Source organism: Actinopolymorpha rutila (assembly GCF_013407855.1).
Classification (GTDB): domain Bacteria; phylum Actinomycetota; class Actinomycetes; order Propionibacteriales; family Actinopolymorphaceae; genus Actinopolymorpha; species Actinopolymorpha rutila.
The window spans coordinates 3,404,467-3,430,366 of the sequence record NZ_JACBZH010000001.1; the positions used below are offsets into that span (position 1 = coordinate 3,404,467).

Annotated in this window: 25 protein-coding genes; 16 read left to right on the forward strand and 9 right to left on the reverse strand. The window is 70.9% G+C overall.

The window, feature by feature from the left end; genetic code table 11:
• Nucleotides 1–9: 9 nt before the first annotated feature.
• Complete coding sequence (locus tag F4554_RS15180; protein ID WP_179787972.1) at nucleotides 10–543, forward strand: hypothetical protein; 534 nt, start codon at nucleotides 10–12, stop codon at nucleotides 541–543.
• Nucleotides 544–581: 38 nt separating this feature from the next.
• On the opposite strand, the gene F4554_RS15185 is transcribed toward F4554_RS15180, so the two are convergent.
• The gene (locus tag F4554_RS15185; RefSeq protein ID WP_337796054.1) at nucleotides 582–1,082 is read right to left on the reverse strand and encodes an NfeD family protein; all 501 of its coding nucleotides are present in this window, start codon (nucleotides 1,080–1,082) and stop codon (nucleotides 582–584) included.
• A 361-nt stretch (nucleotides 1,083–1,443) separates the two neighbouring features.
• On the opposite strand from F4554_RS15185, the gene F4554_RS15190 reads away from it, so the two are divergent.
• Nucleotides 1,444–2,445, forward strand: coding sequence for a hypothetical protein (locus F4554_RS15190; protein ID WP_179787973.1), 1,002 nt, complete (start codon nucleotides 1,444–1,446; stop codon nucleotides 2,443–2,445).
• Nucleotides 2,446–2,519: 74 nt separating this feature from the next.
• Here the strand turns inward: F4554_RS15190 and F4554_RS15195 are convergent, their stop codons facing one another.
• Genes F4554_RS15195 through F4554_RS15215 form a run of 5 tightly spaced genes read right to left on the reverse strand, consistent with a single transcriptional unit; the run spans nucleotide 2,520 to nucleotide 8,371 of the window.
• Nucleotides 2,520–3,479: an ABC transporter permease subunit gene (locus F4554_RS15195; protein ID WP_179787974.1), complete on the reverse strand. Its 960-nt coding sequence runs from the start codon at nucleotides 3,477–3,479 to the stop codon at nucleotides 2,520–2,522.
• 2 nt (nucleotides 3,480–3,481) lie between these two features.
• On the reverse strand, nucleotides 3,482–4,450 hold the full coding sequence (locus F4554_RS15200) for an ABC transporter permease subunit (RefSeq protein ID WP_179787975.1): 969 nt from the start codon (nucleotides 4,448–4,450) through the stop codon (nucleotides 3,482–3,484).
• Complete coding sequence (locus F4554_RS15205; protein ID WP_179787976.1) at nucleotides 4,447–5,586, reverse strand: ABC transporter ATP-binding protein; 1,140 nt, start codon at nucleotides 5,584–5,586, stop codon at nucleotides 4,447–4,449. The genes F4554_RS15200 and F4554_RS15205 overlap by 4 nt, the downstream gene beginning before the upstream one ends.
• 8 nt (nucleotides 5,587–5,594) lie before the next feature.
• Nucleotides 5,595–6,689: an ABC transporter ATP-binding protein gene (locus F4554_RS15210; protein WP_179787977.1), complete on the reverse strand. Its 1,095-nt coding sequence runs from the start codon at nucleotides 6,687–6,689 to the stop codon at nucleotides 5,595–5,597.
• A 53-nt stretch (nucleotides 6,690–6,742) separates the two neighbouring features.
• On the reverse strand, nucleotides 6,743–8,371 hold the full coding sequence (locus tag F4554_RS15215; RefSeq protein ID WP_179787978.1) for an ABC transporter substrate-binding protein: 1,629 nt from the start codon (nucleotides 8,369–8,371) through the stop codon (nucleotides 6,743–6,745).
• Nucleotides 8,372–9,024: 653 nt separating this feature from the next.
• On the opposite strand from F4554_RS15215, the gene F4554_RS15220 reads away from it, so the two are divergent.
• On the forward strand, nucleotides 9,025–9,567 hold the full coding sequence (locus tag F4554_RS15220; RefSeq protein WP_179787979.1) for a universal stress protein: 543 nt from the start codon (nucleotides 9,025–9,027) through the stop codon (nucleotides 9,565–9,567).
• Here the strand turns inward: F4554_RS15220 and F4554_RS15225 are convergent.
• On the reverse strand, nucleotides 9,557–11,323 hold the full coding sequence (locus tag F4554_RS15225; RefSeq protein ID WP_179787980.1) for a GAF domain-containing sensor histidine kinase: 1,767 nt from the start codon (nucleotides 11,321–11,323) through the stop codon (nucleotides 9,557–9,559). The genes F4554_RS15220 and F4554_RS15225 overlap by 11 nt on opposite strands.
• Before the next feature lie 989 nt (nucleotides 11,324–12,312).
• Between F4554_RS15225 and F4554_RS15230 the strand changes: the two genes are divergently transcribed.
• Nucleotides 12,313–12,651, forward strand: coding sequence for a hypothetical protein (locus F4554_RS15230; protein WP_179787981.1), 339 nt, complete (start codon nucleotides 12,313–12,315; stop codon nucleotides 12,649–12,651).
• Between the two features lie 35 nt (nucleotides 12,652–12,686).
• On the opposite strand, the gene F4554_RS15235 is transcribed toward F4554_RS15230, so the two are convergent.
• Entirely contained in the window at nucleotides 12,687–13,148 is a 462-nt protein-coding gene (locus F4554_RS15235; protein ID WP_238341311.1) for a pyridoxamine 5'-phosphate oxidase family protein, read from the reverse strand.
• A 294-nt stretch (nucleotides 13,149–13,442) separates the two neighbouring features.
• Between F4554_RS15235 and F4554_RS15240 the strand changes: the two genes are divergently transcribed.
• From F4554_RS15240 to F4554_RS15280, 9 genes are all read left to right on the forward strand, one after another.
• Nucleotides 13,443–14,429 carry a universal stress protein gene (locus tag F4554_RS15240; protein ID WP_179787982.1) on the forward strand — a complete coding sequence of 329 codons (987 nt, stop codon included), beginning with the start codon at nucleotides 13,443–13,445 and terminating at the stop codon, nucleotides 14,427–14,429.
• Nucleotides 14,426–15,094: a response regulator gene (locus tag F4554_RS15245; protein WP_092655324.1), complete on the forward strand. Its 669-nt coding sequence runs from the start codon at nucleotides 14,426–14,428 to the stop codon at nucleotides 15,092–15,094. The genes F4554_RS15240 and F4554_RS15245 overlap by 4 nt, the downstream gene beginning before the upstream one ends.
• 36 nt (nucleotides 15,095–15,130) lie before the next feature.
• Nucleotides 15,131–15,973, forward strand: coding sequence for a universal stress protein (locus F4554_RS15250; RefSeq protein ID WP_202889303.1), 843 nt, complete (start codon nucleotides 15,131–15,133; stop codon nucleotides 15,971–15,973).
• A gap of 216 nt (nucleotides 15,974–16,189) precedes the next feature.
• Nucleotides 16,190–16,699, forward strand: coding sequence for a hemerythrin domain-containing protein (locus F4554_RS15255; RefSeq protein WP_272955881.1), 510 nt, complete (start codon nucleotides 16,190–16,192; stop codon nucleotides 16,697–16,699).
• Between the two features lie 101 nt (nucleotides 16,700–16,800).
• Nucleotides 16,801–17,766 carry an Acg family FMN-binding oxidoreductase gene (locus F4554_RS15260; protein ID WP_179787984.1) on the forward strand — a complete coding sequence of 322 codons (966 nt, stop codon included), beginning with the start codon at nucleotides 16,801–16,803 and terminating at the stop codon, nucleotides 17,764–17,766.
• Between the two features lie 153 nt (nucleotides 17,767–17,919).
• On the forward strand, nucleotides 17,920–20,472 hold the full coding sequence (gene hypF / locus F4554_RS15265; RefSeq protein ID WP_179787985.1) for a carbamoyltransferase HypF: 2,553 nt from the start codon (nucleotides 17,920–17,922) through the stop codon (nucleotides 20,470–20,472).
• 144 nt (nucleotides 20,473–20,616) lie between these two features.
• Nucleotides 20,617–21,063, forward strand: a complete 447-nt coding sequence (locus F4554_RS15270; RefSeq protein ID WP_179787986.1) for an Hsp20/alpha crystallin family protein — start codon at nucleotides 20,617–20,619, stop codon at nucleotides 21,061–21,063.
• A gap of 159 nt (nucleotides 21,064–21,222) precedes the next feature.
• Nucleotides 21,223–21,693, forward strand: a complete 471-nt coding sequence (locus tag F4554_RS15275) for a cyclic nucleotide-binding domain-containing protein (protein WP_202889304.1) — start codon at nucleotides 21,223–21,225, stop codon at nucleotides 21,691–21,693.
• A 97-nt stretch (nucleotides 21,694–21,790) separates the two neighbouring features.
• Nucleotides 21,791–22,066, forward strand: a complete 276-nt coding sequence (locus F4554_RS15280; protein WP_179787987.1) for a DUF1876 domain-containing protein — start codon at nucleotides 21,791–21,793, stop codon at nucleotides 22,064–22,066.
• Nucleotides 22,067–22,115: 49 nt separating this feature from the next.
• On the opposite strand, the gene F4554_RS15285 is transcribed toward F4554_RS15280, so the two are convergent.
• The gene (locus F4554_RS15285) at nucleotides 22,116–23,045 is read right to left on the reverse strand and encodes a class F sortase (RefSeq protein ID WP_179787988.1); all 930 of its coding nucleotides are present in this window, start codon (nucleotides 23,043–23,045) and stop codon (nucleotides 22,116–22,118) included.
• A gap of 248 nt (nucleotides 23,046–23,293) precedes the next feature.
• On the opposite strand from F4554_RS15285, the gene F4554_RS15290 reads away from it, so the two are divergent.
• The 3 genes from F4554_RS15290 to F4554_RS15300 all read left to right on the forward strand — a co-directional run bounded on the left by F4554_RS15290 (nucleotide 23,294) and on the right by F4554_RS15300 (nucleotide 25,895).
• Nucleotides 23,294–24,013, forward strand: a complete 720-nt coding sequence (locus F4554_RS15290; protein ID WP_179787989.1) for a hypothetical protein — start codon at nucleotides 23,294–23,296, stop codon at nucleotides 24,011–24,013.
• Between the two features lie 144 nt (nucleotides 24,014–24,157).
• Entirely contained in the window at nucleotides 24,158–24,838 is a 681-nt protein-coding gene (locus F4554_RS15295; RefSeq protein ID WP_337796055.1) for a DUF4389 domain-containing protein, read from the forward strand.
• A 163-nt stretch (nucleotides 24,839–25,001) separates the two neighbouring features.
• Entirely contained in the window at nucleotides 25,002–25,895 is an 894-nt protein-coding gene (locus tag F4554_RS15300) for a class I fructose-bisphosphate aldolase (protein ID WP_179787991.1), read from the forward strand.
• Nucleotides 25,896–25,900: the final 5 nt, after the last annotated feature.

Genomic DNA, 25,900 nt, shown 5'->3' on the forward strand with positions numbered 1-25,900 from the left:
GAGCCCGACATGCGAAGGTCCTCGGTACGCCCGGCCACGGTCGCGGCCGGCCCGCCACGGGCGGCGATGCTCACCGCGCTGGCATGTCTGAGCGTTCTCTGCGCGATCGTCCTCGCCGGCTGCAGCGGCTCGAGCGGCTCGTCGTCCACGGCGAGCCCGACCGCCGAGGCCGCGTCCTCGAAGTCGCCGTCGGGCACCGCCAACGCCGCGGTGTGCGCACAGGCGAAGAAGCTGCAGTCCTCGCTGGCCGCGCTGAAGAACGTCAACGTGCGCGCGGAGGGGACCAACGGAGTGGAACGCAGGCTTAACGCCGTCCGCGCCGACCTGAAGGGCCTGCGGTCCGCCGCGTCCGCGGCCTGGCGTCCGCAGCTGGACGCGCTCTCGGCCGCACTGGGCGGTCTGGCCACCGCGATCAAGCAGGTCGGCGGGGGAAAGTCCACCTCCTCTCCCGCGGTGGACGCGATCACGACGGCGGCGATGAACGTCGCCTCCGCGGCGGAGTCGCTGCGCACCACGATCTCGGCGAGCTGCCCGGGCCAGTAGCGCACCTGGTCGCTCTGGCAAGAGCCGACGGTCAGCCGTCAGCCGGCCCAGGGGTCCTCACGCGGGTAGACGAGCGCCGTCGCACCCTCGATCGCGACCACGTCCACAGTCGCGCCGGGAGGAATCACCAGCGTGGAGTCGTACGCGCGTGCGCTCCACTCCTCACCGCCGATCCGGACCCGGCCGGCGTGCCTGGTCACCTCCCGCAGCACCAGCGCCTCCCGGCCCACCAGCGCCGCCGTGCCCGACCGCATCACCGGGACCCTTCGCAGCGCGTGCTGGGCGAGCGGGCGGACGAACACCACCAGCAGCAGGGCGCTGAGCGCGAACGTCGCGAACTGGAACGACACACCCAGACCCGTGGCCGCCACCAGGGCCGTCACCAGGGCCGCACCCGACACCAGGGCGAGGTAGAGCGTGAGCCGGAGGAGTTCGGCGATGCCGAAAACCAGCGCCACGACCAACCACACGACCCACGCGTCCATCGCCACCTGCCCACAGGTCTCACCGGGCTCCTTTCCGACGGTATCCCCGCTCACACCTGCCGAGGGAGACGACCGCGAAGTCCGGCGTGCCCCCGCGGGCGTGAACGCCTGACCACCAAGGCCGATCCCGAAACCCGCTCCCGAACACCTTGTGCGGCACGGATGTGACTCCCGCGAGCAACAAACCTTCTGTTCCGCGGTCGGGGACTTCCGGCCCCACCCGGGTCCGCCGATCCTCCTCGCCCGGAAGGGGATCCGCGCCCGGGTCCGGTGACGGCGCCGGGACTCCCGGCCTCTGCCGCCCCGTACGACAACGGGCTTTGCTGGGTGTCGGACCAAAGCCATCGGACCAAAGCCGTCGAAGCGACGACTCGGTGGGCGACAGGTCTGCGGGGCGACGAGAGGGGAGGCCGCGATGCGCGGAGCACTCAGCCGACGTACCGCGGCCCTCGTCCTGCTCCTGGCGCTCGTCGTACTGACGGGGATCGGTGTGCTGATCTACGCACACCGGAAGGTCCCGGCCGTGCCGGGCAGACCCACCACCGCCGGCGCGGTGTTCAGCCAGGACCTGCTGGCCACCACGCTGCCCAACTCCACGGCCTCGGTTCCCGTGCTCCGGCTCCCGCCGCTGGCGATGCTGGCGGGGGACGCGCAGTATCTCGTCGCGCAGCTGGGCGGCCGGAGCAACATCGTCCGCACGCCGATGATGGGCACCCGGATCATCTGCCTGGGCAAGGGCGGCGGTGGCGGTTCGGTGTGGACGGTTCAGAACCATCTGGGACAGGCGTACGGCGTCAACATCGAACGGCTGCGGTGGCTGTGGAGGGCGCCGAACTCCACGAGCTACACCTGCACGATGTACGGCGTGGCCACGACGGTGGTGCAGCCGGACGTCGCCCGGCTGGACATCGACCAGCGGACGACGATCCTGACCGCGACGCCGGTCGCGCGCAGTTCCGCCCAGTGGTTCATGTCAAGCGACAGTTGCGTCGGGGCCGTACCCGATCCCGGGGTGCCGGAGTGCGCGGTCGCCCGGCACTCGTCCACGGTCCTGCAACACACGGTTGACACCGGCGGCGCGACATCGGCCAGCGTGCTCACCGACGTCCAGCTGTCCCGCGAATACGGCTCCTACCCGGGCGGCACGTCCACCGTCGACGTGACCGCGCAGGCGACGGTGCTCGGCACGGACGGACAGCCGTGTGCGCCCACGAGGAGCACCACCGCGCGCCTGGTGATCACCAACGACCTGCACCACCTGAAGGCGAACGTCACCGTCACCGGTGTGCCGGTGAACCAGACCGCGAGCTGCGGCCGCTCGCTGAGCGTCTCGGCCGTGGTGAACCACGTCTCCGGCAACCCGGTGACGATCGAGGGCCCGAGCTACTCGAACGCGATGGTGATGTTCAACCGGTGAAATGCCGCGGACGCGCCGGGCATGCTCGCACCGGCGCGTCCGCGACTGCTCGTCGACTGCTCGTCACAACCTCGTCAGTTCAGGCGTACCCGCGGGTCGAGGACGGCGTAGGCGACGTCGACCAGGATGTTGGCGACGATGACCGCCACCGCGGCGAAGATGACGATGCCGATGATCACCGGCAGGTCCTGCTGGTTGATCGCGTCGATCGCCGTCTTGCCCAGGCCGTCGATGCTGAACACCGTCTCGGTGACCACCACACCACCGACGAGCTGGCCGAGGTCGATGCCGAACTGCGTCACCACCGGGGTGAGCGCGCTGCGCAGGCCGTGCCGGTAGACCACCCGGCGTTCGGAGATTCCCTTGGACCGCGCGGTGCGGATGTAGTCCTCACCGAGCACGTCCAGCATCGACCCCCGGGTCAACCGGGTGTAGGTCGCTGCCAGCACCAGCGCCAGGGTGAGCCAGGGGAGCACCAGGTGGCGGGCCCAGTCCAGTGGGTTCTGCGTGATGGGTACGTAGCCGCCCGCCGGGAAGATCGGGTACCCGGCCAGGGTGAGCTGGAAGTACAGGAAGTACAGCAGCAGCAGACCCAGCAGGAACGTCGGCATGGAGTAGAAGAACAACGCGAACCCGGTCATGCCCCGGTCCGCGATCGACCGCGGCCGGACCGCCGCCACGATGCCGTTGAACACACCGAGCAGCATCCAGATGACCGCCGCACCAAGGGCAAGGCCGATGGTGGCCGGCAGCGCGTCACCGATGATCTGCGTCACCGGCACCTGGTGGTAGTAGTCGAAGCCGAGGTCGCCGTGCAGCGCCTTCCACAAGAAGTCGAGGTACTGCTTCCAGACCGGTTGGTCCAGCCCCAGCCGCTCCTCGATGAGCTTCACGGTCTGCGGCGTGGCCTGCCGGCCGGCAAGGGTGCGGGCGACGTTGTTGGGCGCCACGAAGAAGATGGCGAACACGCCCATGGTGATGAGCAACAGCACCAACGCGCCGTGCAGGATTCGCTTTACGAGGAAACGGGCCACCGTCACTCACCCTTTGCCATTTGTTCGTTGGTGACGAGGAGTCGGTCCGCGCTCGGGTCGAAGGCGTCGCGCACCCCGTCACCGAGCAGGTTGAACGCCAGCGTGGTGACGAGCAGCGCGAGTCCGGGGAAGACGATGAACCACCAGGCGACCTGGTAGTAGTTGATCGCCTCGTTCAGCATGCCTCCCCACGTCGCAGTGGGCGGGGGCACACCCAGACCGAGGAACGACAGCGTCGCCTCCACGACGATCACCGTCGGGATGAGCAGCGTGGTGTAGACGATCACCGGTGCCATGACGTTCGGGAGCACGTCCACGAACATGATCCGGCTGTCGCTCGCGCCGAGCGAGCGAGCCGCCTCGACGAACTCGCGTTCTCGCAACGACAGCACCTGGCCGCGCACGATCCGGGCCACCGAGGCCCAGCTGAACGCGCTGATCGCGATGATCACGACCTTCAGGCTCGGCCCGGTGACGGACACCAGCGCGAGGGCGAACAGCAGGAACGGGAAGGACAGCACCACGTCGACCAGCCGGGCGAGGATGGTGTCGACGAGCCCGCCGAAGTAGCCGGCCGCGAGCCCGACCACCACGCCGATGGCCACGGTCAGCAGCGTCGCCACGACGCCGACCAGCAGGGAGATCCTTGCGCCGTAGGCGATTCGGACCAGGATGTCGCGGCCCAGGTCGTCGGTGCCGAACCAGAACTCACCGCTCGGCGCCTTGGGCATGCCGTCGGGAGTCAGGCCGTTGGTGCGGTACTGCGTGTTCACACCGTGGCCGGTGATCGCCGCCACCACGGGCGCGAACACCGCGATCGCGACGATCAGGAGGATGACCACGAAGGAGATCAGCGCCACGCGGTCGCGCCGCAGGCGCTCCCAGGCCAGTCGCCAGGGACTGCGGCCCTCGATCGAGCCCTTGGGCTGCTCGGTCTCCAGGTCGTACGGGGATTCGGTGGTGGTGCTCACGACTGGTCTCCGTTCACCAGTTCCGGAGCGAACTCGGTGCGCTCCGCGGCGATCGTTGGCCGTGCCTCGACGAGGTTCTCGCCGATCTCCACCGGGAAGTGGCAGGCGGCGAGGTGCTCCGGGCCGTCGTTCAGCCGGCTGACCAGCGCCGGCACCTCGCTGGCGCAGGTGTCGGCGGCCTTCGGGCAGCGCGGGTGGAAACGGCAACCGCTCGGCGGGTTGATCGGCGAGGGTACGTCGCCGCGCAGGATGATCCGCTCCCGCCGATCGGAAAGGTCCGGGTCGGCCAGCGGAACCGCCGACAGCAGCGCGTTGGTGTAGGGGTGGCGCGGCGCCTTGTGCAGGGAGTCGGCGTCGGCGACCTCGACCACCTTGCCGAGGTACATCACCGCGATCCGGTCACTGACGTGGCGTACCACCGACAGGTCGTGGGCGATGAAGACGTAGGTGAGGTTGAACTCCTGCTGCAGGTCGGCCAGCAGGTTGATGATCTGCGCCTGGATGGAGACGTCCAGCGCGGAGACCGGCTCGTCGCACACGATCAGCTTGGGCCGCATCGCCAGTGCCCGGGCCACGCCGATGCGCTGGCGCTGGCCGCCGGAGAACTCCGCGGGGAACCTGTTGTAGTGCTCGGGGTTGAGGCCGACGAGCTCCATCAGCTCCTGGACCTTGCGCTTGCGCTCGGCCCCCTTGCCGACTCCGTGGATGGCGAACGGGTCGCCGATGATCGAGCCGACCCGGCGCCGCGGGTTCAGCGAGCCGTACGGGTCCTGGAAGATCATCTGGATCTCCCGGCGCAGCGGCCGCAGCGCCCGTCGCGACAGGGTGGTGATGTCGGTGCCGTCGAAGGTCACCCGGCCCGACGTCACGTCGTACAGCCGCGTCATGCACCGCGCGAGGGTCGACTTGCCGCAGCCGGTCTCACCGACCAGCCCGAGCGTCTCACCCGCCCGCACCTGCAGGTCGACACCGTCGACTGCCTGCACCTGGTCCTTGCCGCGGCGGAACAGCCGGTCGGAGGAGACCGGGAACCACTTCTGGAGGTTCTCGACCTCCAGCAGCACGTCGTGGTCGCTGCCTCCGCGTGGGGTGGCGGTGGCCTTCGGCGTGCTGTTCGATGTGTCGCTGGCGTTCACCGATCGCCTCACCTGGTGCTCGTCGTGCTGGACGTAAGGGCGGCCCGTGCCTCGCCGCGGCCGGCCTCGTCGGTCGGCAGCCAGCACGCGCTGTGGTGTGCCTGGTCGCCGAACACCTCCCGCAGGGGCGGCGTCTCCGACCGGCACTGGTCGAAGGCGTACGGACAGCGGGGGTGGAAGGGGCAGCCGGACGGGGGCCTGATCAGGCTCGGCGGAGCGCCGGAGATGGGCCGCAGCCGCTGCCGCTCCCCACTCTCGGCCGGCAGCGAGCCGAGCAGACCCTCGGTGTAGGGGTGGTGATGGTGGTAGAAGAGCTCCCGCCGGCCGGTGCGTTCCATGATGCGCCCGGCGTACATCACCGCGACCTCGTCGGCGACGTCGGCCACCACGCCGAGGTCGTGGGTGATCATGATCAGTGCGGTGCCGAACTCCGCCTGCAGGTCGGCCATGACCTCCAGCACCTGCGCCTGGACGGTGACGTCGAGGGCGGTCGTGGGCTCGTCGGCGACCAGGAGCACGGGATCCAGCGCCATCGCCATCGCGATCATCGCGCGCTGGCGCATGCCGCCGGAGAACTGGTGGGGAAAGTCGTCGACGCGACGCTCGGGCTTGGGAATGCCGACCCGGCGCAACAGCTCGATCGAGCGTTCGCGTGCCGCGGACTTCGAGATCGACCGGTCGTGGGCGCGGATCATCTCGCTGATCTGCCAGCCGACGCGGTAGTAGGGGTGAAGACTGGACTGGGAGTCCTGGAAGATCATGCCGATCTTCGCGCCACGAACCTGGCGCAGGTCTTCCTTGCTCATGGTGAGCAGGTCACGGCCCTCGAAGAGCGCCCGTCCGCTGACCATCGCGCCCCGGGTCAGGCCCACGACGGTCTGGGTGGAGACGCTCTTGCCCGAACCGGACTCGCCGACGATGGCGAGGGTCTTGCCGCGCTCCACGTCGAACGACACGCCGCGTACGGCCTGTACGACGCCGTCGGAGGTCCTGAACGACACCTTCAGGTCCTGGACGGAGAGCAGCGGGGTGGCGCCGTCGCGGAGGGTGTCCGGCGCGGCGTTGGCGGAGTTGTCGATGTTGTCGACCACGGGAATCTCCATCAGGCGAAGGAGGGCGCTCCGGCCGGTCGGCCGGGCGCCCTCCTCCGTTGGGGTCAGCCGCCCTGCTTGCCCTGCTCCAACCAGATGTTGGTCGGGTCGAAGTTCTGCATGGACGGGAGGTAGACGGCGTTCTTCGTCTGCGATGCGTGGTAGTTGGCCTGCACCGGGTTGGTGATGGGGAAGAACGGCGCGTCCTTCATGACCTGCTGGTCGGCCTGTGCCCACAGGCTTCCCGCGGTGGACTCATCCTTGGCGTTGGAGGCCTGCGTGATGAGCTTGTTGACCGCAGGGTTCTCGTAGAAGCCGAAGTTGCTGCCGATCGGCGGGAACGACGGCTTGCCGGAGAACAGCGGGGCGAAGAAGGACAGTGCGGCGTTGCCGTACCAGTCCGAACCCCATCCGGCCAGGGACACGTCCCAGACACCGCGCTTGGTCACGTCCGGCGCCTGCATGTACTTCGTGTAGAAGTCGGCGTTGGGAACCGCGACGCCCTTGACGTCGACACCGACCGCCTTGAGGTCCTGCTGCACAGTCGCAAAGGTCTTGCGGCTGCCCTCGGAGGCGTTGCGGTACACGAACTTCAGCGTCAGACCCTTCTTGTAGCCCGCCTTGGCCAGCAGCTGCTTCGCCTTGGCCACGTTGTGCGGGTACGGGTCGAAGTCCTTGCTGCCGACGATGCTGCTCGGCAGGACGTGGGTCAGCGGCGGGTTGACCTTCGGCCCACCGAGCGCCTGGATGATGTTGGTGCGGTTGACCGCGTAGGCCAGTGCCTGCCGGACCTCGGGCTTCTTCAGGGCGCCGCTGTTGTTCGGCGACACCGTGTTGAACACGATGTACGGGTTCGACGAACCGGTCTCACCGAGGTTGAGGTTCGGGTCCTTCTTGGCGATCAGCTGCGGCAGCTGCGACGGCGGCGGGAAGTTGTCCCACTCCATGTCCGCACTCGGGCTGCCCGTCTGCAGCTGCTGCTGCGTGGACTCCTGGCTGACCGTCTGGTTGACGACGATCTTGTCGACGTAGGCCTTGCGCACCGGGTCGCTGGAGGCCTTCCAGGCGGGGTTGCGCTCGAACACGATCTGCTTGGTCGGCGAGTACGTCTTGATGGCGTACGGGCCGTCGGACAGCGTGTTCTTGGCCAGGTCGAGGCTGGCCGGGGCGTACTTCAGGAACTCCTTCGGCGCCGGGGAGAACGCCGGCAGCGTCAGCATGTCCACGAAGTAGGTCGCCGGGTGGGTCAGCTTGAAGACCACCGTGCGCTCGTCCTTGGCTGCGACACCCGGGAGCGGGGTGTCGTTGATGTACTTCGCCATCGCCGCGGGGCTCTGGCCGACCTTGGCGAAACCGTCGCAGAACTTCTGGTATCCGACGATCAGGTCGGCGAAGTTCGGGATGCCACCGAACGGCTGCACGGGGTTACAGGTCCGCTTGACGCCCCGGACCATGTCCGCCGCGGTCACCTGCCGCGCGGGCGAGCTGTTCCACTGCGCGCCCTGGCGGATGGAGATCGTGTAGGTCTTGCCGTCGGCGCTGATGCCCTTGTTGTCGGCGGTGGGAATCTCCTCCGCCAGGTCGGGGACCGACGTCGTCACCTTGCCGTTCTCGGCGGGGTAGGTGAACAGCTGTCGGCTCCACATGCGCAGGCCGAGGTAGCCGATCGCGTAGTAGCTGACGTTGGGGTCCATGTAGTCAACGTCGCCGGAGCCCAACATGTTGAGCGTGCCGCCCTTGACGGGCTTGCCGGCCGCAGTGGTCGTCGGAGCAGAAGGCGTGGTGCCCTGGCTGCACGCGGCAGCTACCAGGGCAAGGACGCACAAACCACTCACGGCCGCCCAATGCCGGTATCGACGTTGGCCGTTCCGTGAAGCGAACATACGGCCTTGTCACCTCCTTGGGGGCATTGTGTGTCGGTGTTCGCCAGCACATGCGGGGCAGGTGCGCGCAACGCGGACACAACAATGTGGGGCTGATTGAACTGGAACACGGTAAGGCCTGTTGTGCTGAGTGAGAAATCAGGCACCCCTTCCTGTGGGGCGTGCTTCTCGCGGAGCACCGGGCGAAGAGTACAACCGTCGGCATACCGTGTCCCAACGTGGACAGTGTTGCTCCGTATCCGAACGACGTTCGGTGAGCGTCCCATCGCGATGTGAGTTTTGGCCGAACCGTTACGGCGTCCGCGGTTTCGTTACCGCACCGCGACCGGTCCGCGCTCTCTGACCCGGCCTGGCGGCCGGCGACCATCGGCGTGCTCCGGTGGGGCACTAGGGCTCTGAGTGGCCGTCGGCATCCCGCGGGAGGGTGGTGGCGCGGGGGATCCGTCCTGCGGGGGAGGACGACCATGAGCGAGACCACGGCGGTCCCGGAGGCCCGGCGCGAGACCGGTCCCGGGGACGTGTCGGCGGTGGAGACCGCTCCGGCGGCCGCCGGCTCCTCGAACGGCCGTCCGTTCGTGGTGGTCGGAGTCGACGGCTCGGCCTCGGCGGAGGCGGCGGTGGAGTGGGCGGCCGAGGAGTGTGCCCGACGGGGCGCGCGGCTGGTCCTGCTGCACGTCCGTGAGCCGGTGGTGGGTTCGGTGCTCACCGTGGAGTCCCGGCGCTACCGGGCGCGGTCGGTGGGCGACACCGTGGGCGACCTGTGGGACCAGGTGAACCAGCTGCGGGAACGCCGGGTCGACGCAGAGGGCCAGGTGGAGGAGGGTACGCCGGACCAGGTACTGATCATGGCGTCGGAGGACGCGGAGTTGCTGGTGGTCGGCGCGGAGGGGGCCGACCGGCACCGCGGTCTGCTCCTGGGCGAGGTGGCCCAGCAGTGCGCGCGGGGAGCCGCCTGCCCGGTGGTGATCATCCCGCCGCCCGGCGGCCGGCCGGGGGCTACGGCTTGAGCGGCACCTGCCAGATGAGGACCGTTCCGCCCTGTGCACCCGGCTCCACCGTGAGGCTGCCGCCGCATCGGCGGGCCCGCTCGGCCATGTTCGTGAGGCCACTGCGGCGCGGCGGGTTCTCGGGGATGCCCACGCCGTTGTCGGTGACGTGCAACTGGAACATCCGGTGCCCCACGTCGGCCTGGATCAGGACGTCGGCGTGGCTGGCGTGAGCGTGGCGTACGACGTTGGCCAGCGCCTCGCGCAGAGTGGCCAGGACCTCCGGGCGCAGGCTGTCGGGCACCGCGGAGTCCAGCGGGCCCTCCAGCGCCACTCGTGGCTCGAACCCCAGCGAGGAGGCGGCGTCCTGGGCGATCTCCAGTACCTGGCCGCGCAGGCTGCGCCGGTCGCCGGCGCGTTCCTGCAGGGAGAAGATGGTCCGCCGGATCTCCTGGATGGTGGTGTCGAGATCGCGGACGTACCCGCTCACCCGGTCGGCGAGGTCGACGCGCACCACCTGCCGGGAGATGCCCTGCAGGCCCAGGCCGACCGCGAACAGCCGCTGGATCACGTGGTCGTGCAGGTCGCGGGCGATCCGGTCACGGTCCTCGAACACCGCCAGCCGGCCGCGGTCCTCCTGCGCCCGGGCGAACTCCAGCGCCAGCGCGGCGTGCCCGGCGAAGGTCGTCACCATGTGCATGTCGGTGGAGTCGAAGCCGGCCTGGCCGTCGGGCCGGGTGACGATCAGCACTCCCAGCATGTGCGGGCCGGAAGCGAGCGGGACGAACAGCATCGAGCCGCCCTTGAGCTGGGCCGCCCGGCCGCCGCCGTCGTCCCACCCGAGCGAGGCCGCGTCGCCGTCGTAGACGTAGGGCCGGCTGGTGAGCAGGACGTCCCCGATCGGAGTGCCGACCGTGGAGACCCGCTCGTTGCGCAGCCGGTCGGCCTGCGGGCCGGCCACCGCCTCCAGCACGAGGTCGCCGCCCTCCTCGTCGACCAGCGCGAGCATCGCCAGCTCGGCGCTGGCCACGGCGCGGGCACGCTCGACGATCAGGTCCAGGGTCTCCCCGAGCGACGCGCCGGACAGCAGGTGGGCGGTGATCTCGGTGGACGCGATGAGCCAGGCCTCGCGCCGTCGGGACATGTCGTACAGGCTGGCGTTCTCGATCGCGATCCCGGCCGCCGCGGCCAGTGCGACGACGACTTCCTCGTCCTCGTCGGTGAAGTCCCCGCCACCTTGTTTCTCGGTGAGATAAAGGTTGCCGAACGCCTCTCCGCGCACCATGACCGGAACGCCGAGGAATGACCTCATCGGCGGGTGGTTGGGCGGAAAGCCGGAGGAGTTCGGGTGCCGGGAAAGGTCGTGCAGCCGAATGGGGTGTGGTTCGTTGATGAGCAGCCCGAGGATTCCCTTGCCGGTCGGCAGGTGACCGATGTTGCGGCGCATCTCCTCGGTGAAGCCGGTGTAGGTGAACTCGCTGAGGGTGCGGTCGGGGCCGATGACTCCGAGCGCGCCGTAACGCGCGCTCACCAGATCACAGGCCGACCGCACGATTCGTTCGAGAACCTCGGGCAAGGACAGGTTGCTCGCCACGGAGACGACCGCGTCCAGGAGGCGGTGCACCCGGCGTTCGTTCTCGACCAACTGGTCCGCGCGGTCGACGAGCTCGCGCAGCAGGGTCTCCAGACGAAGCCTGCTGAGGTCCGGCAGCAACAGGTCCTGAGCGGACTGGACTTCCCTGGGTCGCTCAGGACCCGGCGTCGTCTCCGTGTCCATCGAGCCTCCTCCCGGTGAAGCCACATCTCAGGCTAGACCACGCCCTCAGTTCGCGACGTCGGTCACTACGGCACGAGTGCACGGCCTTGTCCTGCGCCGAATGTGCCCGAAGATCCGGCCGAAGATCGGGCCGGCAAACCGGTGAACAACCCGGCCGACTGTCCGGTGGACAATCTGACGGACAAAAAGCGCGGGACTTCCCCAGCTCCGTACGCGATCGTGTCGGTTCGGATATATCCACGTACCGGCGTGGCAACTCGGCCGCGGAGCAAATTGCCGTATGAGAACCGGCGGAAGCGCAAACTTGCTCCGCCGGCACTGTCAATTCGGGCCTGAATTGTCTGGAAATGATGAAATACTCAATTTCCTTGGGCGTCCTATCGCCAAGGCTACCCGCGAACTCCGTCGCGTCGGCGCCGTGATCCGTCCGGGCGCACGACTGGGCGCACCACTGGGCAAACGACCTGGCACACGATTGGGCACAGGGCCTTCGGGGGGACCATCGGCGCGTTTCCTGTGACCTTGGGCTCGGGCGCCACAGACCCGGACTTTCCGAGAGTTGTCCTGTCGTGTACCGCCCACGGGCCGAAGGAGGGGTCATGTCCGCTTCCGGTGGGGACACCACCCGGCCGACGATTCCGCGGCAACGAACCCGCGACTTCCCGGTCGAGTCCGTGCGTACGGCCGGAGCGGTCACCCGGCCGGCGCCGAGTCGCCCGGGCCACGGGAGACGGCCGCGCGCAGGGCGGGCCGGGCAGAGCGGACCGCCGGGGCAGGACAGCAGAGGAAGCCAGGGCGGCGGACCCGGCTGGCGCGGGGGACACAGTGGGCCGCAGCGGTCGGCCGATCGGGCCGCCACCCCGGCGCGACCCGGCCACCGAGCGGGCTCGCGGCTTGTCCCCATTGCCACCTCCCGGCCGCGACCGGGTGCGGGCGCGGGGCGCTGGCTTGCCGTGCTCCGTCTGGCGACCGGTGCTCTGTGTGTCTGGATGCTCGTGGGGGATGCCCTCGCCAGCCGATACCCGGCGGGGATCGCCGCGAATCATGTCGGCTGGGTGGGAGAGTCCGGTTGGTTCCGGATCGCCGTGCTCGCCGGACTGGCCGTGGTCGCCGCGGCGGTTCTGCTCGGCGTGTGCCTGCGGGGCGCCGCGCTGGTGGGAGGGGCGCTGGTGCTGGGGGTGGCCGGCGCCGGTGGCTGGGTCGTTCCCGGCCTGCTGGCGGTGGTGGCGCTGATGGTGTGCGCCGGCACCGCGGCCGGTGAGGTCTGGGGGCTCGGGCGGACCTGGGCGAACCACCCGGTCGTACGCCGCAATCCCTGGTTGCGCTGAGCGGCCGCAATCCCTGGTTGCGCGGGCCGGGGTGATCAGGCTGTCTCCGACGACGTGGCCTTCTGCGTCGTCGAGGGTGGTACGAGCCGGCGGCCGCGGACCATCTCCATCCGGACGCGGATGAAGTGGGTCGGTTCGGCCGGCGACCACGACTGGAGCGGGAGCCCCGCGAGCCGGTCGATCTCCTTGGTCTCGGTGACCATCTCCGCGTGCCCCACGACGGTGACGCTCCAGCCCACCTGGTGGCCCGCGTCGATCTGGTCCACCTCGAAGGCCACGATCGAGTTCCGCGCCGCGGCGGCCAGCTTGGAGCCGACGGTGGTCCGGATCACGACGGAGTCGCCGTCCAGTGCGTAGTGGACCGGCTGGACGGCCGGCAGCGCCTGTTCGGTGAACACGATCCTCCCGATCGGCGCCTGGCCGAGCAGTCGCAGACACTCCGCGGGCGGGAGCACCTCCAAGCCCTTGCTGTCGAACATCTGCTCCTCATCCGTCAAGCCGAAATCCGTGCCGCCGAACATCGATGACCCGCCTGTCACCGGACGCGCCGAACACACCGGACACACTCGACTTCGGGACCGGTCACTCCCGCTCGGTGCCTCCACGTTGCCGCCTCGCTCGCGGCGACGCGCAGAGGCGAAGGTCCTGCCCCGGCGTACCGACACGGGACCGGCGGCGGGGAAGTACCCACCTGATCGGGACTTTGTGCCCTGCCCGCGCTTTGTGTGGCACGGAAGTGTTGCGGCTGAGTCTCCGGCCAGGGGACTTGGGGGTTGCGGAAAAAGGTGCTGATGATCGGACCTGATGGTGCGCCAACGGGCGCGGTTGTCGTCGGAGTGAGCGAGGGAGCCTCGGCCCATGGTGCGGTGGGCTGGGCGGCGTTGGCCGCGAGGGCACGCCGGCTCCCGCTTGTCGTGTGCCACGCCTACCAGACCGGTGGCGACGGCCCACGTGGCGACAACGAGCTGCACTGCGCCGCCCGGAACCGCGCCTGGCGGACCGCCAGGGACGGTGTCCGGCAGGCGGCGGCGGCCGCGCCCGGCGTGCGTGCGGTGCCCTGGGTACTGGAGGGGTCGGTCGCGCAGGTCCTGGTGGGGGCGGTGCGTGATCCGGAGTTCCTGGTCGTCGGTGTCCGGGGGAAGGGCCGGCAGGCGGCGGAGCTGGTCGCCTCGTTCGGCCAGTGGGGCGGGGCCTTCGGCCCGTGCCCGGTGGTCGCCGTACCAGCCCGCAAGCGCGGGTTGACACGGCGGCCGCGCCGCCATCGACGCGGCCCGCGCCGGGGGGTCGAGGGCCGCGTCGTGGTGGCCGCCGAGGGTGGGCGGTCCGCGGAGGAGGTACGCCGGTTCGCCACGGAGGAGGCTCTCGCCTGGGGCGGCGAGGTCCGTGAAGTCCCGATGGCGGCGTTCGCCCTGTCCTCACCGGCGGGTTGTGAGTCGCTGTCGGCGGCAGCGCAGGATGCTGACCTGCTCGTGGTGGGTAGGCCCGGGGATGAGAACGCCGGGATCGGGGTAGGCGGACCGGTCGTGGCGTCCTCCGACGCCACCGGTGAGGTCGCCGAGCCGCCGCCGGTCGCCAGTCTGGCGAGCGTTCTCGGACCCGGTCTGCTGCGTGGGCTGGCGTCTCCGATCGCGGTGGTGCCGGTGCGCGGGCGCGACCTTGTCGGCGGGCCACGGCCGCGGCGACCACGGGCCGAACGGGGTGGGCACCCAGGTGGACACCTGGCTGAACACTGGGGGACAGCGCTGGTGAACGCACCAGGGGAGAGAGGAACCGGATGACCATCAAGGTCTTCCTGTTGGACGACCACGAGGTGGTCCGGCTCGGCCTGCGCCAGCTGCTGGAGGAGGAGGACGACATCGAGGTGGTGGGCGAGGCGTCCACCGCCGCCCAGGCACGCGCCCGGGTGCCCGCGCTGCGTCCCGACGTGGCTGTTCTCGACGTCCGGCTGCCCGACGGCGACGGGGTGACGGTGTGCCGCGACATCCGCTCCTCGATGGAGCCGCCGCCGGCCTGCCTGATGCTGACGTCCTTCTCCGACGACGAGGCGCTCTTCGACGCGATCATGGCCGGTGCCGCCGGCTACCTGCTCAAGCAGGTGAGCGGCAACGACCTGGTGGGCGCGGTGCGCCGGCTGTCGACGGGAGAGTCGATGGTCGACCCCGCGCTGACCGCCGCGGTGCTGGAACGCCTGCGCCGCGGCCCGGACCAGGAGGACCCCCGCTACGCGGCGCTCACCGACCAGGAACGGCGCATCCTCGACCTGATCGCCGCCGGCATGACGAACCGGCAGATCGCCCAGACCATGTTCCTGGCCGAGAAGACGGTGAAGAACTACGTGTCGGGCATGCTGCGCAAACTGGGCATGGAACGCCGTACGGAAGCGGCCGTCTTCGCCGTGGAGCGCAGCCGGAAGGAACGCGCGGTCGGCCCGCCTCCGCAGTAGGGCGCGCGGACCGCGGCCCTACGAGCGGGGGATCACGTGGGCGAGCGGCTGACCGAGGGACGGCCGGTGACCGTCGGTGTGGACGGGCGTCCGGGCGGAGTCCAGGCCCTGCACTGGGCCGCCGCCGAGGCCCGTGCCCGCGACGCGGCACTGCGGGTGGTGCACGCGTACCAGCTGCCGATCGCGCCGGCGGCGTACCCGCCCGGCGACTACGACGTCTACGCCCTGGACGAGGCGGCCCAGGAGGTCGTGGCCGGCGCCATGGCCGAGGCCGCACCGGAGACCGGAGGCCTCCCGGTGGTCGAGGTGACCGCCGAGGGCAACGCCGTCCAGGTGCTTCTCGCCGAGTCCGGTTCCGCGGCCCTGGTGGTCGTCGGCACCCGCGGCCGGGGATGGCTGGCACGCGGCGTTCTCGGGTCGTGCAGCGCCGGGGTGGCTGCCCGCGCCCACTGCACGGTCGTGGTGGTGCGCGGCCCGGGCGGTCCGCCGGACGCCCCGGTCGTGGTGGGCGTGGACGGAACCGACCTTTCCGACACCGTGCTGGCGTTCGCCTTCGAACACGCCGCCCGGCACGGCGTCGGCCTGCGGGCGGTGCTGTGCTCGACGTCGGATGCCGAGGCGGACGTGGACGAGCCCGCGCGGGCGGTCGCCGAGGCGCTGGCCGGATGGCGGGAGAAGTACCCCGATGTCCGGACCGACCGGACCGTCGTCCGCGGCCGTCCGGTGGACGGGCTGGTCGAGGAGTCGGCGCAGGCGCGCCTGCTCGTCGTGGGCGCCCGCGGCCGGCACGCTCTGGCCGGCACCCTGCTCGGCTCGGTCAGCCAGGGAGTCCTGCGGGAGGCGTCGGTCCCGGTGGCGGTCGTCCACCCGGCTCCCTGACCGCCCATTGCCGAGGGCCGAGACCGGGATCACAACACCCGCCGTCGCGGTGGGCGCACATCCTGCCACCGCGGGCCGGGGATTCCGCCCGAGCCGGGACCATCGTCAGGTCAGCGGGGACCATCGTCGGTCCGGCCGGGACCATCGCCCAGAGCGCGGGCGGTTGTCCACAGCGGATCCTGAGAGAGATCTAACGGGATGCTGCTGGGAGGAAGTATGGCTGAGTTGACGTGGCTACGCAGTCGACACATGGAGCTTGGTACTGAGGTGGAGGCTCTGCAGGCGACTGCCGCCTGGATGGACGACGCCACGATGCTTGAGTTGTGGGACCGGATCACCGGTCACGTGACCTTCTTCGTGAACGACCTGGTGCCGTACATCTCGGTCGAGGACGAGATCCTCTACCCCGCCTTGACCGTGGCCGCCGAGACCGCCACCCCGATTGACGTCCTTCGTGCCCACCACGCCGAGATCGACCGGTTGGCCGCCGACCTGGACGATGCACGGCGCGCCCTGCCGCTCGGTGAGGACGACGCGTGGCGCCAGGTGCGAAAGGCGCTGTACGGGCTGTACGCCGTCGCCCGCCTGCACTTCACCGTCGAGGACGAGATCGTCCTACCGCTGCTGGAGGCCGACCTCGACACCCGCGACGCGGAGGAGCTCGAGGACGCGGTGCGCGCGGTGGTGCACAACACGCAGAGCACCCTGGACTTCCAGGAGGCGTGAGCACCCGTCGAGCCGGCCGGAGTGACCCCCGGGTCTTTGGCCCCCGGGCGCAGGTGCCGAGGACTCTGGGACCGGACCGGCGTGGCCGTGACGCTCGAAGCATGCCTCGACACCACGTTCTGACCGACCGCGAGGAGCGGTTGATCGTGGACGCCGCCGTGCGGGCACCGTCGGTCCTGAACACCCAGCCGTGGCGGTTCAGCTTCGGTGACGACCTGCTGGAGATCTGGGCGGACCCGGCGCGCCAGCTCACCACGGCCGACCCTGCGGGCCGGTTCATGGCGATCTCGTGCGGAGCGGCTACGTACAACGCGCTCCTCGGTGTTCGTTACGTCGGGCACGAGGCGTGGGTGCAGGCCCAGCCACGGCCGCAGACACCGTTCCTCGCCTCGGTCGTGCACTTCGGTGTCCGCCGGCCGATCGCCGCCGACGACCTCGCGCGGTACGACATGATCGCCGAGCGGCACACCAACCGCGGCCCCTACCGCGACTGGCGGTTGCCGTTCTCGCTGGTGACCCGGCTGGAGGAGGCCGCGGAGGCCGAGGGCGGCTACATCCGGGTGCTCACCTCCAGCGAGGTCGAGCGGGTACGCCACCTGGTGGTCGAGGCCGAGCGGGCCCAGGAGCCCGACGAGGCCCTGGAGAAGGAGATGGAGCCCTGGATCGGCACGCGGGACAGCGCCGACGGCATCCCGGTCGGCGCGCTCGGGCCCCGGTCGGCCGACTCCCAGGCTCCGGTCCGCGACCTGGACCCCCATCGGCACGCCGGCCCCCGCGACGTGGCGATCTTCGAGCACCGGCCGACCCTCGCCGTCCTGTCCACACCCGGTGACGGCCACAAGGACTGGGTACGAGCAGGGATGGCGTTGCAGCGGGTCCTGCTCACCGCGGGCCAGCACGGCGTGGTGGCGTCCTTCCTCAACGCACCGATCGAGGAGCTCACCGAGAGGGGCCACCTGCGCAGTGCGGCGCCGGGGCTGGACCATCCGCAGATGGTGCTGCGGCTTGGGTATCCCCGTGGTGAGGCGGTACCGACGCCGCGTCGGTCCGCCGACCAGGTGATGTGAGGGCGGTCCGACAGCGCGAACTGTCCGGCTGAACCGCTGGGTGATCAGCTGGGCGGCCTGCTGGGTAACAGGTGGGCGAACCTGCGGGGCGACGGGGAACGAGGGGGAGACCATGGCCGGACCGGTGTTGTCCACCCGTGACGGTGGGCGGCGATGAGCGGGGCGGTCACACGTCCTGTCCCCGAAAGTGAGCTACCGGCCCGGCAGGCGCAGCGTGTGCTGGTCGCGGGCTCGGTGGTGGGCGTGGGGCTGCGCCGGCACCTGAGCCTGGTCGCGGGCGAGTGCGGGCTCGACGGTACGGCGCGGACGGTGCGCGACCAGGTGGTGGTCGAGGTGGCCGGCCCACCGGCCGCGCTGGCGGAGTTCGTCCACCGGGTCAGTACGCAGGCACCGCGGCCGGCCCGGGTGAGCCTGGTGGACGTGGTGGAGCTGGAAGGAATGACGCCGCACCCGGGTACGGGCTTTCGGGTGCTGTTCGACGACGTGGACCCGCCGGTGGCGGCCGGGTCGGGCCGTGCGTCCCTCGCCGCGCACCCCGCCCGCCCGGTCCACACCCGCGCGGGTCGCGACGACCTGCCGCCCTCGGGCGCCGAGCCGGACGGTGCGCTGCCGGCCGGGGCCGACCGGGGTGTCTGCCCGGCCTGCCTTCGGGAGCTGTTCGACCCGGCCGACCGGCGGTATCGCTACCCGTTCCTGTCCTGCCGCCACTGCGGCCCTCGGCACTCGCTCCTGGCCGAGCTGCCGCCGGACGGGATGCTCGGCGCCCTCGGCGAAGGACCTGAGGACCGGGCGAGCACCGCCCTGGCCGGGTTCGCGTTGTGTGCCGCCTGCGCTGCCGAACGCGACGACCCGGCCGGCCGGCGCCACCACGCGCCGGCGCTGGCCTGTCCCGAGTGCGGTCCGCACCTCACCTGGCGTACCGCCCAGGCCGGCGGCGACGGCAGAGGGTGGGGCGACGGCGGCGGCCGGCTCTGGGCCGGCGCCGCCTCGGGTGATCGCCTTTCCGACGCCGACGCGCTGGCAGCCGCCGCGGAGATGGTGGCGGCCGGCGGCGTCGTCGCGGTGAAGGGTCCCGGCGGCTACCAACTGGTCTGTGACGCGACGGCTCCCCGGGCGGTGGCCCGGCTGCGCGCGCGGACGCACCGGTGGACCCGCCCGCTCACGGTGCTGGCCCCGGACCTGTCGGTGGCCAGGGCGGTCGCCGACCTGGGAACCACCGAGATCGACCTGCTGGTGTCGCCGTCCCGGCCAGTGGTGCTCGCCCCGCTGCGGCGCAGCCGGCTGCCGATCGCCGCCGGGGTCAGCGTGGGCTCGGACCACGTGGGGCTGGCCCTTTCCGCCACGCCGCTGCAGGCCCTGCTCGTGCACGACCTGGACCGTCCGCTGGCGGTGACCGGCGCGCACCCCGCCGAGGAGCCGGTGGTGGCCGACGACGCCGACGCCCCGGCCCGGCTGGCCGGGCTGGCCGACGGGTTCCTCGGGCACGACCTGCCGATCCGCACCCGGGCCAGGGACTCCGTTTACTGGGTCGTGCGCGGACGCCCGGCGGTCCTGCGCCGCGGCCGGGGGCTCGTACCCGCCGCGGTGCCGCTGCCGGTGCCGGCCCGTCAACCTGTGCTTGCGGTCGGCGTGCAGCTGTCCCACACCTGCACGCTGGCAGGGGATTCGCGGGCGTACGTCGGTGAACAGCTCGGCGACCTGACCAGTCCGGCGAAGCTGGACGCGTTCGAACGCGAGCTTGGCCGGCTCGTCCCTCTGGTCGGCGGCACCCCAGCGATCGTGGCGCACGACCTGCATCCGGGTTACCTCGCCAGCCAGTACGCCAGGCGCTGGCCGCAGGACCGGCGGATCGCCGTACAGCACCACCACGCGCACGTCGCGGCCTGTGCGGCCGAGCACGGGGTGACCGGGACCTTCCTCGGCGTCGCCTACGACGGCCCGGGACTCGGGGACGACGGCACGCTGTGGGGCGGTGAGATCCTGGTCGCCGACCTGCGCGGCTACCGCCGGGCCGGGCGGTTCGGTCGCGCGCCCCTTCCCGGAGGTGAGCTGGCTGCCCGCAGCCCCATTCGTACCGCACTGGGTTATCTCCTCGCCGGCGAACGCCTCGGCGGCGCACCGATCGACCCGGACCTGATCGGCGCCCGCACCGAACGGCTGTCCGCGCGCGAGCTGGAGACCGTACGCCGGATGGTCACCGGCGGGGTGAACAGCCCGCCGGCGTCCAGTGCCGCCCGCCTGGTGGACGCGGTGGCCGGCCTGCTGGGACTGCGGGAGGACGCGGCGTACGAAGGCGAGGCCGCGACCGTGCTGGAGACCGCGGCCCGGGGCCGGCGGGAGGAGGAGCTGCCGTGGCGGATCGTCACCGCCGACGGTGTGCGGGTGTACGACCCGGGGGTGACCCTGGCGGCGGTGCTGTCGGGGATGGCCGACGGCGTGTCCGTCGGCCGGCTCGCCGCGGCGTTCCACGCCACGCTGGTCGCGGTGACCGTCGCCCTGTGCGTGGACGCGGGACGGGAGGCCGGGGTGCGGACGGTGTGCCTGGCCGGCAGCACCTTCACCAACCGGCTGCTCACCGGCGGCGTCGTGGACGCCCTGGGCCGCGAGGGCTTCGAGGTCCTCGTGCCCGAGCAGGTGCCCACCGACGACAGCGGGGTGAGCTACGGCCAGGCCGCGGTCGCGGCGGCGCGGCTGGCCGCCGGTTGACCGAGCCGGGTGACCGGATCGAGTGACCGATTTACCGGACATCGGGACCGTTCGGGCGAAGGACCCACACTCCCGGGTCGGTCGACCCTGCTGAGCGCGGCGCTCCCGGTGATGGGCTGAGGTACGACTGAGGAGGCGATCGGTATGGCAGGCGGCACACCCGAGGTCCGGCGCGAACGCCGTTCGCTGCCAGACCTGCTCGACTGGGCGGAGAACCTCCCCGAATCGCTGACCTGGACCAACTGGCCGGCACCCGCGGGGATGCGGGGCATCCGCGTGGAGGAGTTCCTGGACGAGGACGGCACCTTCGTCGCTCGCGCGGAGCTCCCCGGGATGGACCCCGAGAAGGACATCGACCTCGAGATCGACAACGGCATGCTGGTGATCCGCGCCGAGCGCCAGGAGGAGAAGCGCGAGCGCGGCCGCACCGAGTTCCGCTACGGGAAGTTCACCCGCCGGCTGGCCCTGCCCGAGGGCGCCGACGAGTCCGAGGTCAGTGCGCGCTACACCGACGGCATCCTCGAGGTCCGGATGCCGGTGAGCGAGAAACGCCCGGAGGCGCGCGCGATTCCGGTGCAGCGCACCGGCTGAGGGGGAATGGGGGGACCCGCATCGGCTCCGGGGGGCGTCCGATGCGGCAGGTGCGGCCCGCGCGCACGGGCCGCACCTGTTCCTCTCGGGCCCTTTTCCGGGCTCTTCGTCTCGGGCTCCGATCGATCGGTCCCTCTCCTTGCGCGGAGGAGGTGAGCGGTGGGCCGGCGGGAGCTGGAGGAGTTGGCAGCCCACCCCTTTCTGGCCGGACTGCCGCGGGCCTTCGTCGCCCAGCTGGGCGAGCACGCGCGCACGGTCACGCTGCCGGGGTCGGCCAGGCTGTTCGACGAGGGCGCGGCCGCGGACCGCTTCTGGTTGCTGTGGGACGGCCAGGTGATGCTGGACCTGCACGTGCCCGGACGCGGCACGCTGCTGGTGGAGACGCTCGGCCACAGCGACGTACTCGGCTGGTCCTGGCTGTTCCCGCCGTACCGCTGGCGTTTCGGCGCCGCTGCGGCCGTGCCCACACCGGCGGTCGAGATCGACGCCGAGCCCCTGCGTGGGCTGGTGCGCGAAGACGCGGAGTTCGGCCGGGCGATGTACCAGCGGTTCGCCGAGGTGGCGGTCGACCGGCTGCAGGCGACCCGGTTGCGGCTGCTGAACGCGTACGCCATGCCCGGGGAGGGCTGACCGTGACCAATGGGTCGGACCGTACGGCCGAACGCCCCTGTCCGGCTCGCACCGGGCCGGGCTGGACTGCGAGGGAAGAGGGCGACAGGAGACCACGATGACCGACACCGCACAAGTCACCAAGCACTGGAACGTCGACATCTTCATCGACGAGCACGACGGCCAGACCCGCGCGGAGGCCCGGCTGGTCTCCGGTGACCGGACGCACCTGTCCGGCGCCGGCCGTGCCCGCCGGAATCCGGCCGACCCGAGCGTGCCGGAGATCGGCGACGAGCTGGCGGTCGCCCGCGCGCTGTCCGAGCTCGCCCACCGGCTGCTGCACGCCGCTGCCGACGACATCGAGGGCGTAACCGCTCGCCCGGCAGACCGCTGAACCAGCCTGGCGCGGCGCGGTCGGACGACCCGCCCTGCCGGGCAGTCGGCTACCCGGCGGCGACTGCCTTCCAGGCGGGAGCGGACTGGGTCGCGAAGACGATGATGTTGTCCCGGTAGGACGTCTTCTTCGACCACGGACCGCCGCAGGTGACCAGGCGCAGCGTCGACTTGTTCGAGCTGCCGTACACGAGGTCGGTCGGGAACTTCGCCTTCGGGTACGCCTTCACCCCGTCGACGCGGTACGGCACTGTCAACCCGTCCTTGCGGACGATGCTGAGCTTGTCGCCCGGCCGGAGCTCACCGAGCCGGAAGAAGACCGCGCGGCCGATCTTCACCGAGTCGACGTGCCCGACGATCACCGTGTTGCCGATCTCACCAGGACTGGGCCCGAACTTGTACCACCCCGCGAGGTTGGCGCGATCGGGTGTCGGCACCTGGATGGTGTTGTCCTTGTTCAGTCCCAGCTGCATGAGCTTGGTGGCCACGCCGATGCGCGGGATGGACAGGCTCTTCGGGATCGAGGGCGGCAGCCCGGTCGGGGTGGGTATGGGCGCTGCGGTGGGCATGGGCGCCGCGGTGGGCATGGGCGCCATGGTAGGCATGGGCGTCACGGTCGGCATGGGCGCCGCAGTGGGAGTCCCCGGGGCGGGTGGTGTCACCGTCCCACCGGGGGTGGCACCATCCGTCGGCACTGGCGGCCTGGCCGCCGAGGTGCTCGTCGGTGTGGGGGCCGTCGGCGAAGCGGTCGGTGCCGACGTGGGAGTCCCCGTGGTCGCCGGGGTCGGGGTGGCGAGGAACGCCGGTGCGGCGTCGCCCGCGGGCATCGGCGGCCGCTCCGCGGGCATGTTGAACGCCATGACCAGCATGGTCGCGCCGGCGAGTGCGAGCAGGGTGACGAGGCCGAAGCCGACGGCTCGGCGCACTTTCCCGCGCCGGCTGACGGCCCCGCTCGTCTCCGGGTCAGATCTGCGCCCCATCGAAGGCGACCTTTCCGAGGTATTTCTTCGACACCTTGTGTCACTCCCTTTGGTTGCCCTTACAGGCCGATCTCGGCTTTCGCCGACCTGAAGAAAGATCCCCGCGGTTCGTCCCCCGACAAACTGAATTCGGATTGAAAAGGAACCCTCCCGAGGCCCCTGTCCCGGTCGATAGCGTGGATCCATGTTCGTACGCAATTTTCACGGACACTAAGGCTGTTTTCGGCGGCGTTGTGAGGATCGGGTTTGTGGGAACCTCGGCAACGAGTGTCCGGGACCGGGGTCGCGCCCGGTGTGCGGTTCCGGCCGGACTCGCCCTGGTCGCCGGGATCGCGCTGGCACTGACCGGCCTGGTGGCGGCCTCGGGTGAACTCGCGCACCGGACCGGCTCGCCGACGGCCCGGGCGGGTATCCGTCTCGCGGTGCCCTCGACGGCGCTGGTCGCCGGCCAGCCGGAACTGCGAAGGCAACCAGCCCTCCTGGACCGGCTCACCTTCCGGCGCCCCGGCGCGGTGAGGGTCACCGCCGCCCGGGTGGACGGCGAACCGGTGTTCCTCGGGATCGCCAGGTCGGCCGACCTGGCGACGTACCTACGGGGGACAGGGCTCGCCCACGCCGACTTCCGGGCGTCGCAGGTCGGGGTACGGTACGCACCCGTGGCCGCCGGTCGCCAGGTGAGAAGCCCAGTCCAGGAAGGGGTCTGGGCCGCATGGTCGGTCGGGCCTGGTGCCCGGACCCTCACCTGGCCGCTGCGCCGCGGCGGCTGGGAACTGGTGGTGATGAACGCCGACGGCGGCCGGGGTGTCGACGTCCGGCTTTCCGTCGGTACGCCGTCGTGGCCGCGCTGGCCGGTGTCCGCCGCCTTACTGTCCGGCGGCGTGCTGCTCGTGGCGGTGGGCCTGACCGTTCTCCACCGTGCTCCGCCGGGCCGGCGTCACCCGTACGACGTCACCGGCCACGTCCGTTGACCAGGAGGGACTTGCGCAATGGGTCCGAACCAGCCAGACCAGCCAGATCGGCCACACCCGGACGAGCCACCTCGGCCAGGTCACGGTTATCCGCTCCGAGTCGAAGGTCACCTGCAGCCGGACCTGTCCCGGTGGCTGTGGCTGGTGAAGTGGATTCTTGCCATTCCACATTTCATCATCTTGTGGATTCTGTGGTTCGTGCTGCTGGTCCTGACCGTCGTCGCCGGAATTGCCGTGCTTTTCACCGGACGTTATCCGCCGCCGATCTTCGGCTTCGCCGAGGGCGTGTTGCGATGGAGCTGGCGGGTGGCCTTTTATGCACTCGTCCTTGGTTGCGACAAATATCCGCCGTTCAAGTTCGAGTCCGACCCCACCTATCCGGCCGATCTTTCGATCGACTGTCCGCAGCGGCTGTCGCGCGGGCTGGTGCTGGTGAAGTGGTGGCTGCTGGCGATTCCGCACTACCTGGTTCTCGCGGTCTTCAGCGGCCGGACTCTGACGGTCGGTTCGCACGGCGACGCGTGGGGCTCGTGGCCCGGTGGGGGAGCGGAGTACGGGTTCTGGCGGGTCGGACCCGGCCTGATCGGGCTGCTGGTCCTGTTCGCCGCGATCTCGCTGCTGTTCCGCCGCGTCTACCCGGGCGGGATCTTCGACTTCGTGATGGGGATGGAGCGCTGGGGCTACCGGGTCAGTGCGTACGTCCTGCTGCTGCGCGACGAGTACCCGCCGTTCCGGCTCGACCAGGGCGGGGAGGACCCGGGCGGGCCCGCAGGGGCCCCGGACCGGCCCGCCCGGACGGGTGAGCCGCCCGCCCGACCGGCCTGAGCCGCGGACGAGCGAGTACGGCAGATCACCCGAACGGCTCGGCCACGCCCGGGCCAGACCGGACCTTCGCCCCTGTCCCAACAGGGGCATCGGCTGAGAAACCTGGAGAAGAACCAGGTCCTACGCGGGACCTGAGATCGACACAGCGGGGAGGATCACCACGATGGCCAGCCGCCCACAGCTTCGTCAACTCGGCCTGAACACCGGCAAGAAGGCCCGCCTGCACCGCATTCTCTTCCAGCACGGCGTCGGCAACGGCACCGCGATGTTCCTGCCCTACGACCAGGGGCTCGAGCACGGTCCGCGCGACTTCTTCGCCAACCCGGCGGCCGCCGACCCGGCCTACATCGTCAAGCTCGCCCTGCGCGGCGGCTTCAACGGCATCGCCGTGCAGATCGGCCTGGCGGAGAAGTTCTACTGGGACTACGCCGGTGAGGTTCCGCTGGTCCTGAAGCTGAACGGGCGAACGGAGATCCCCGCGGCCGACCACCCGGTGTCGCCGCTGAACGCCGACGTGGCCGACGCCGTACGACTGGGTGCGGACGCCGTGGGCTACACCATGTACGTCGGATCCCCTGCGCAGGAAGACGACTTCGCGCAGTTTCGCCAGGTCCGCGAGGACGCCCACCACTACGGCCTGCCGCTGATCGTGTGGGCGTACCCGCGCGGCTCGGCGGTGGACGCCAAGGGCGGCAAGGACTCCTTCTACGCCGTCGACTACGCCGCCCGCACCGCCACCGAACTCGGCGCCGACATCGTCAAGGTGAACTTTCCTCATCCGGAGCTGCGGAAGGGGGTGCGGGCGGAGTACGACGTGGACGTCTCGCCGGCGCAGGCCATCGATGCGGTCGTGCGTTCGGCCGGCCGCACCTACGTGCTGGTCTCGGGAGGGGAGAAGGCCGACGACGCGGCCATGCTGGACAAGGCGCGGATGGCCATGGACGCCGGCGCGCTCGGCCTGATCTTCGGCCGCAACGTCTGGCAGCGCCCCTGGGACGAGTCGCTGGCGCTGGTCGACCAGCTCAAGGTGATCCTCGCGAAGTACCCCACGGCCTGACGCGT

What these genes read in the sequence shown, in the direction of transcription:
- F4554_RS15180 (WP_179787972.1), top strand. Translation starts at nt 10, where the DNA reads ATGCGAAGGTCCTCGGTACGCCCGGCCACGGTCGCGGCCGGCCCGCCA.
- F4554_RS15190 (WP_179787973.1), top strand. Translation starts at nt 1,444, where the DNA reads ATGCGCGGAGCACTCAGCCGACGTACCGCGGCCCTCGTCCTGCTCCTG.
- F4554_RS15210 (WP_179787977.1), bottom strand. Translation starts at nt 6,689, where the DNA reads ATGGAGATTCCCGTGGTCGACAACATCGACAACTCCGCCAACGCCGCG.
- F4554_RS15215 (WP_179787978.1), bottom strand. Translation starts at nt 8,371, where the DNA reads ATGGACCCCAACGTCAGCTACTACGCGATCGGCTACCTCGGCCTGCGC.
- F4554_RS15220 (WP_179787979.1), top strand. Translation starts at nt 9,025, where the DNA reads ATGAGCGAGACCACGGCGGTCCCGGAGGCCCGGCGCGAGACCGGTCCC.
- F4554_RS15225 (WP_179787980.1), bottom strand. Translation starts at nt 11,323, where the DNA reads ATGGACACGGAGACGACGCCGGGTCCTGAGCGACCCAGGGAAGTCCAG.
- F4554_RS15230 (WP_179787981.1), top strand. Translation starts at nt 12,313, where the DNA reads ATGCTCGTGGGGGATGCCCTCGCCAGCCGATACCCGGCGGGGATCGCC.
- F4554_RS15240 (WP_179787982.1), top strand. Translation starts at nt 13,443, where the DNA reads ATGATCGGACCTGATGGTGCGCCAACGGGCGCGGTTGTCGTCGGAGTG.
- F4554_RS15245 (WP_092655324.1), top strand. Translation starts at nt 14,426, where the DNA reads ATGACCATCAAGGTCTTCCTGTTGGACGACCACGAGGTGGTCCGGCTC.
- F4554_RS15255 (WP_272955881.1), top strand. Translation starts at nt 16,190, where the DNA reads ATGGCTGAGTTGACGTGGCTACGCAGTCGACACATGGAGCTTGGTACT.
- F4554_RS15260 (WP_179787984.1), top strand. Translation starts at nt 16,801, where the DNA reads ATGCCTCGACACCACGTTCTGACCGACCGCGAGGAGCGGTTGATCGTG.
- hypF (WP_179787985.1), top strand. Translation starts at nt 17,920, where the DNA reads ATGAGCGGGGCGGTCACACGTCCTGTCCCCGAAAGTGAGCTACCGGCC.
- F4554_RS15270 (WP_179787986.1), top strand. Translation starts at nt 20,617, where the DNA reads ATGGCAGGCGGCACACCCGAGGTCCGGCGCGAACGCCGTTCGCTGCCA.
- F4554_RS15280 (WP_179787987.1), top strand. Translation starts at nt 21,791, where the DNA reads ATGACCGACACCGCACAAGTCACCAAGCACTGGAACGTCGACATCTTC.
- F4554_RS15285 (WP_179787988.1), bottom strand. Translation starts at nt 23,045, where the DNA reads ATGGGGCGCAGATCTGACCCGGAGACGAGCGGGGCCGTCAGCCGGCGC.
- F4554_RS15300 (WP_179787991.1), top strand. Translation starts at nt 25,002, where the DNA reads ATGGCCAGCCGCCCACAGCTTCGTCAACTCGGCCTGAACACCGGCAAG.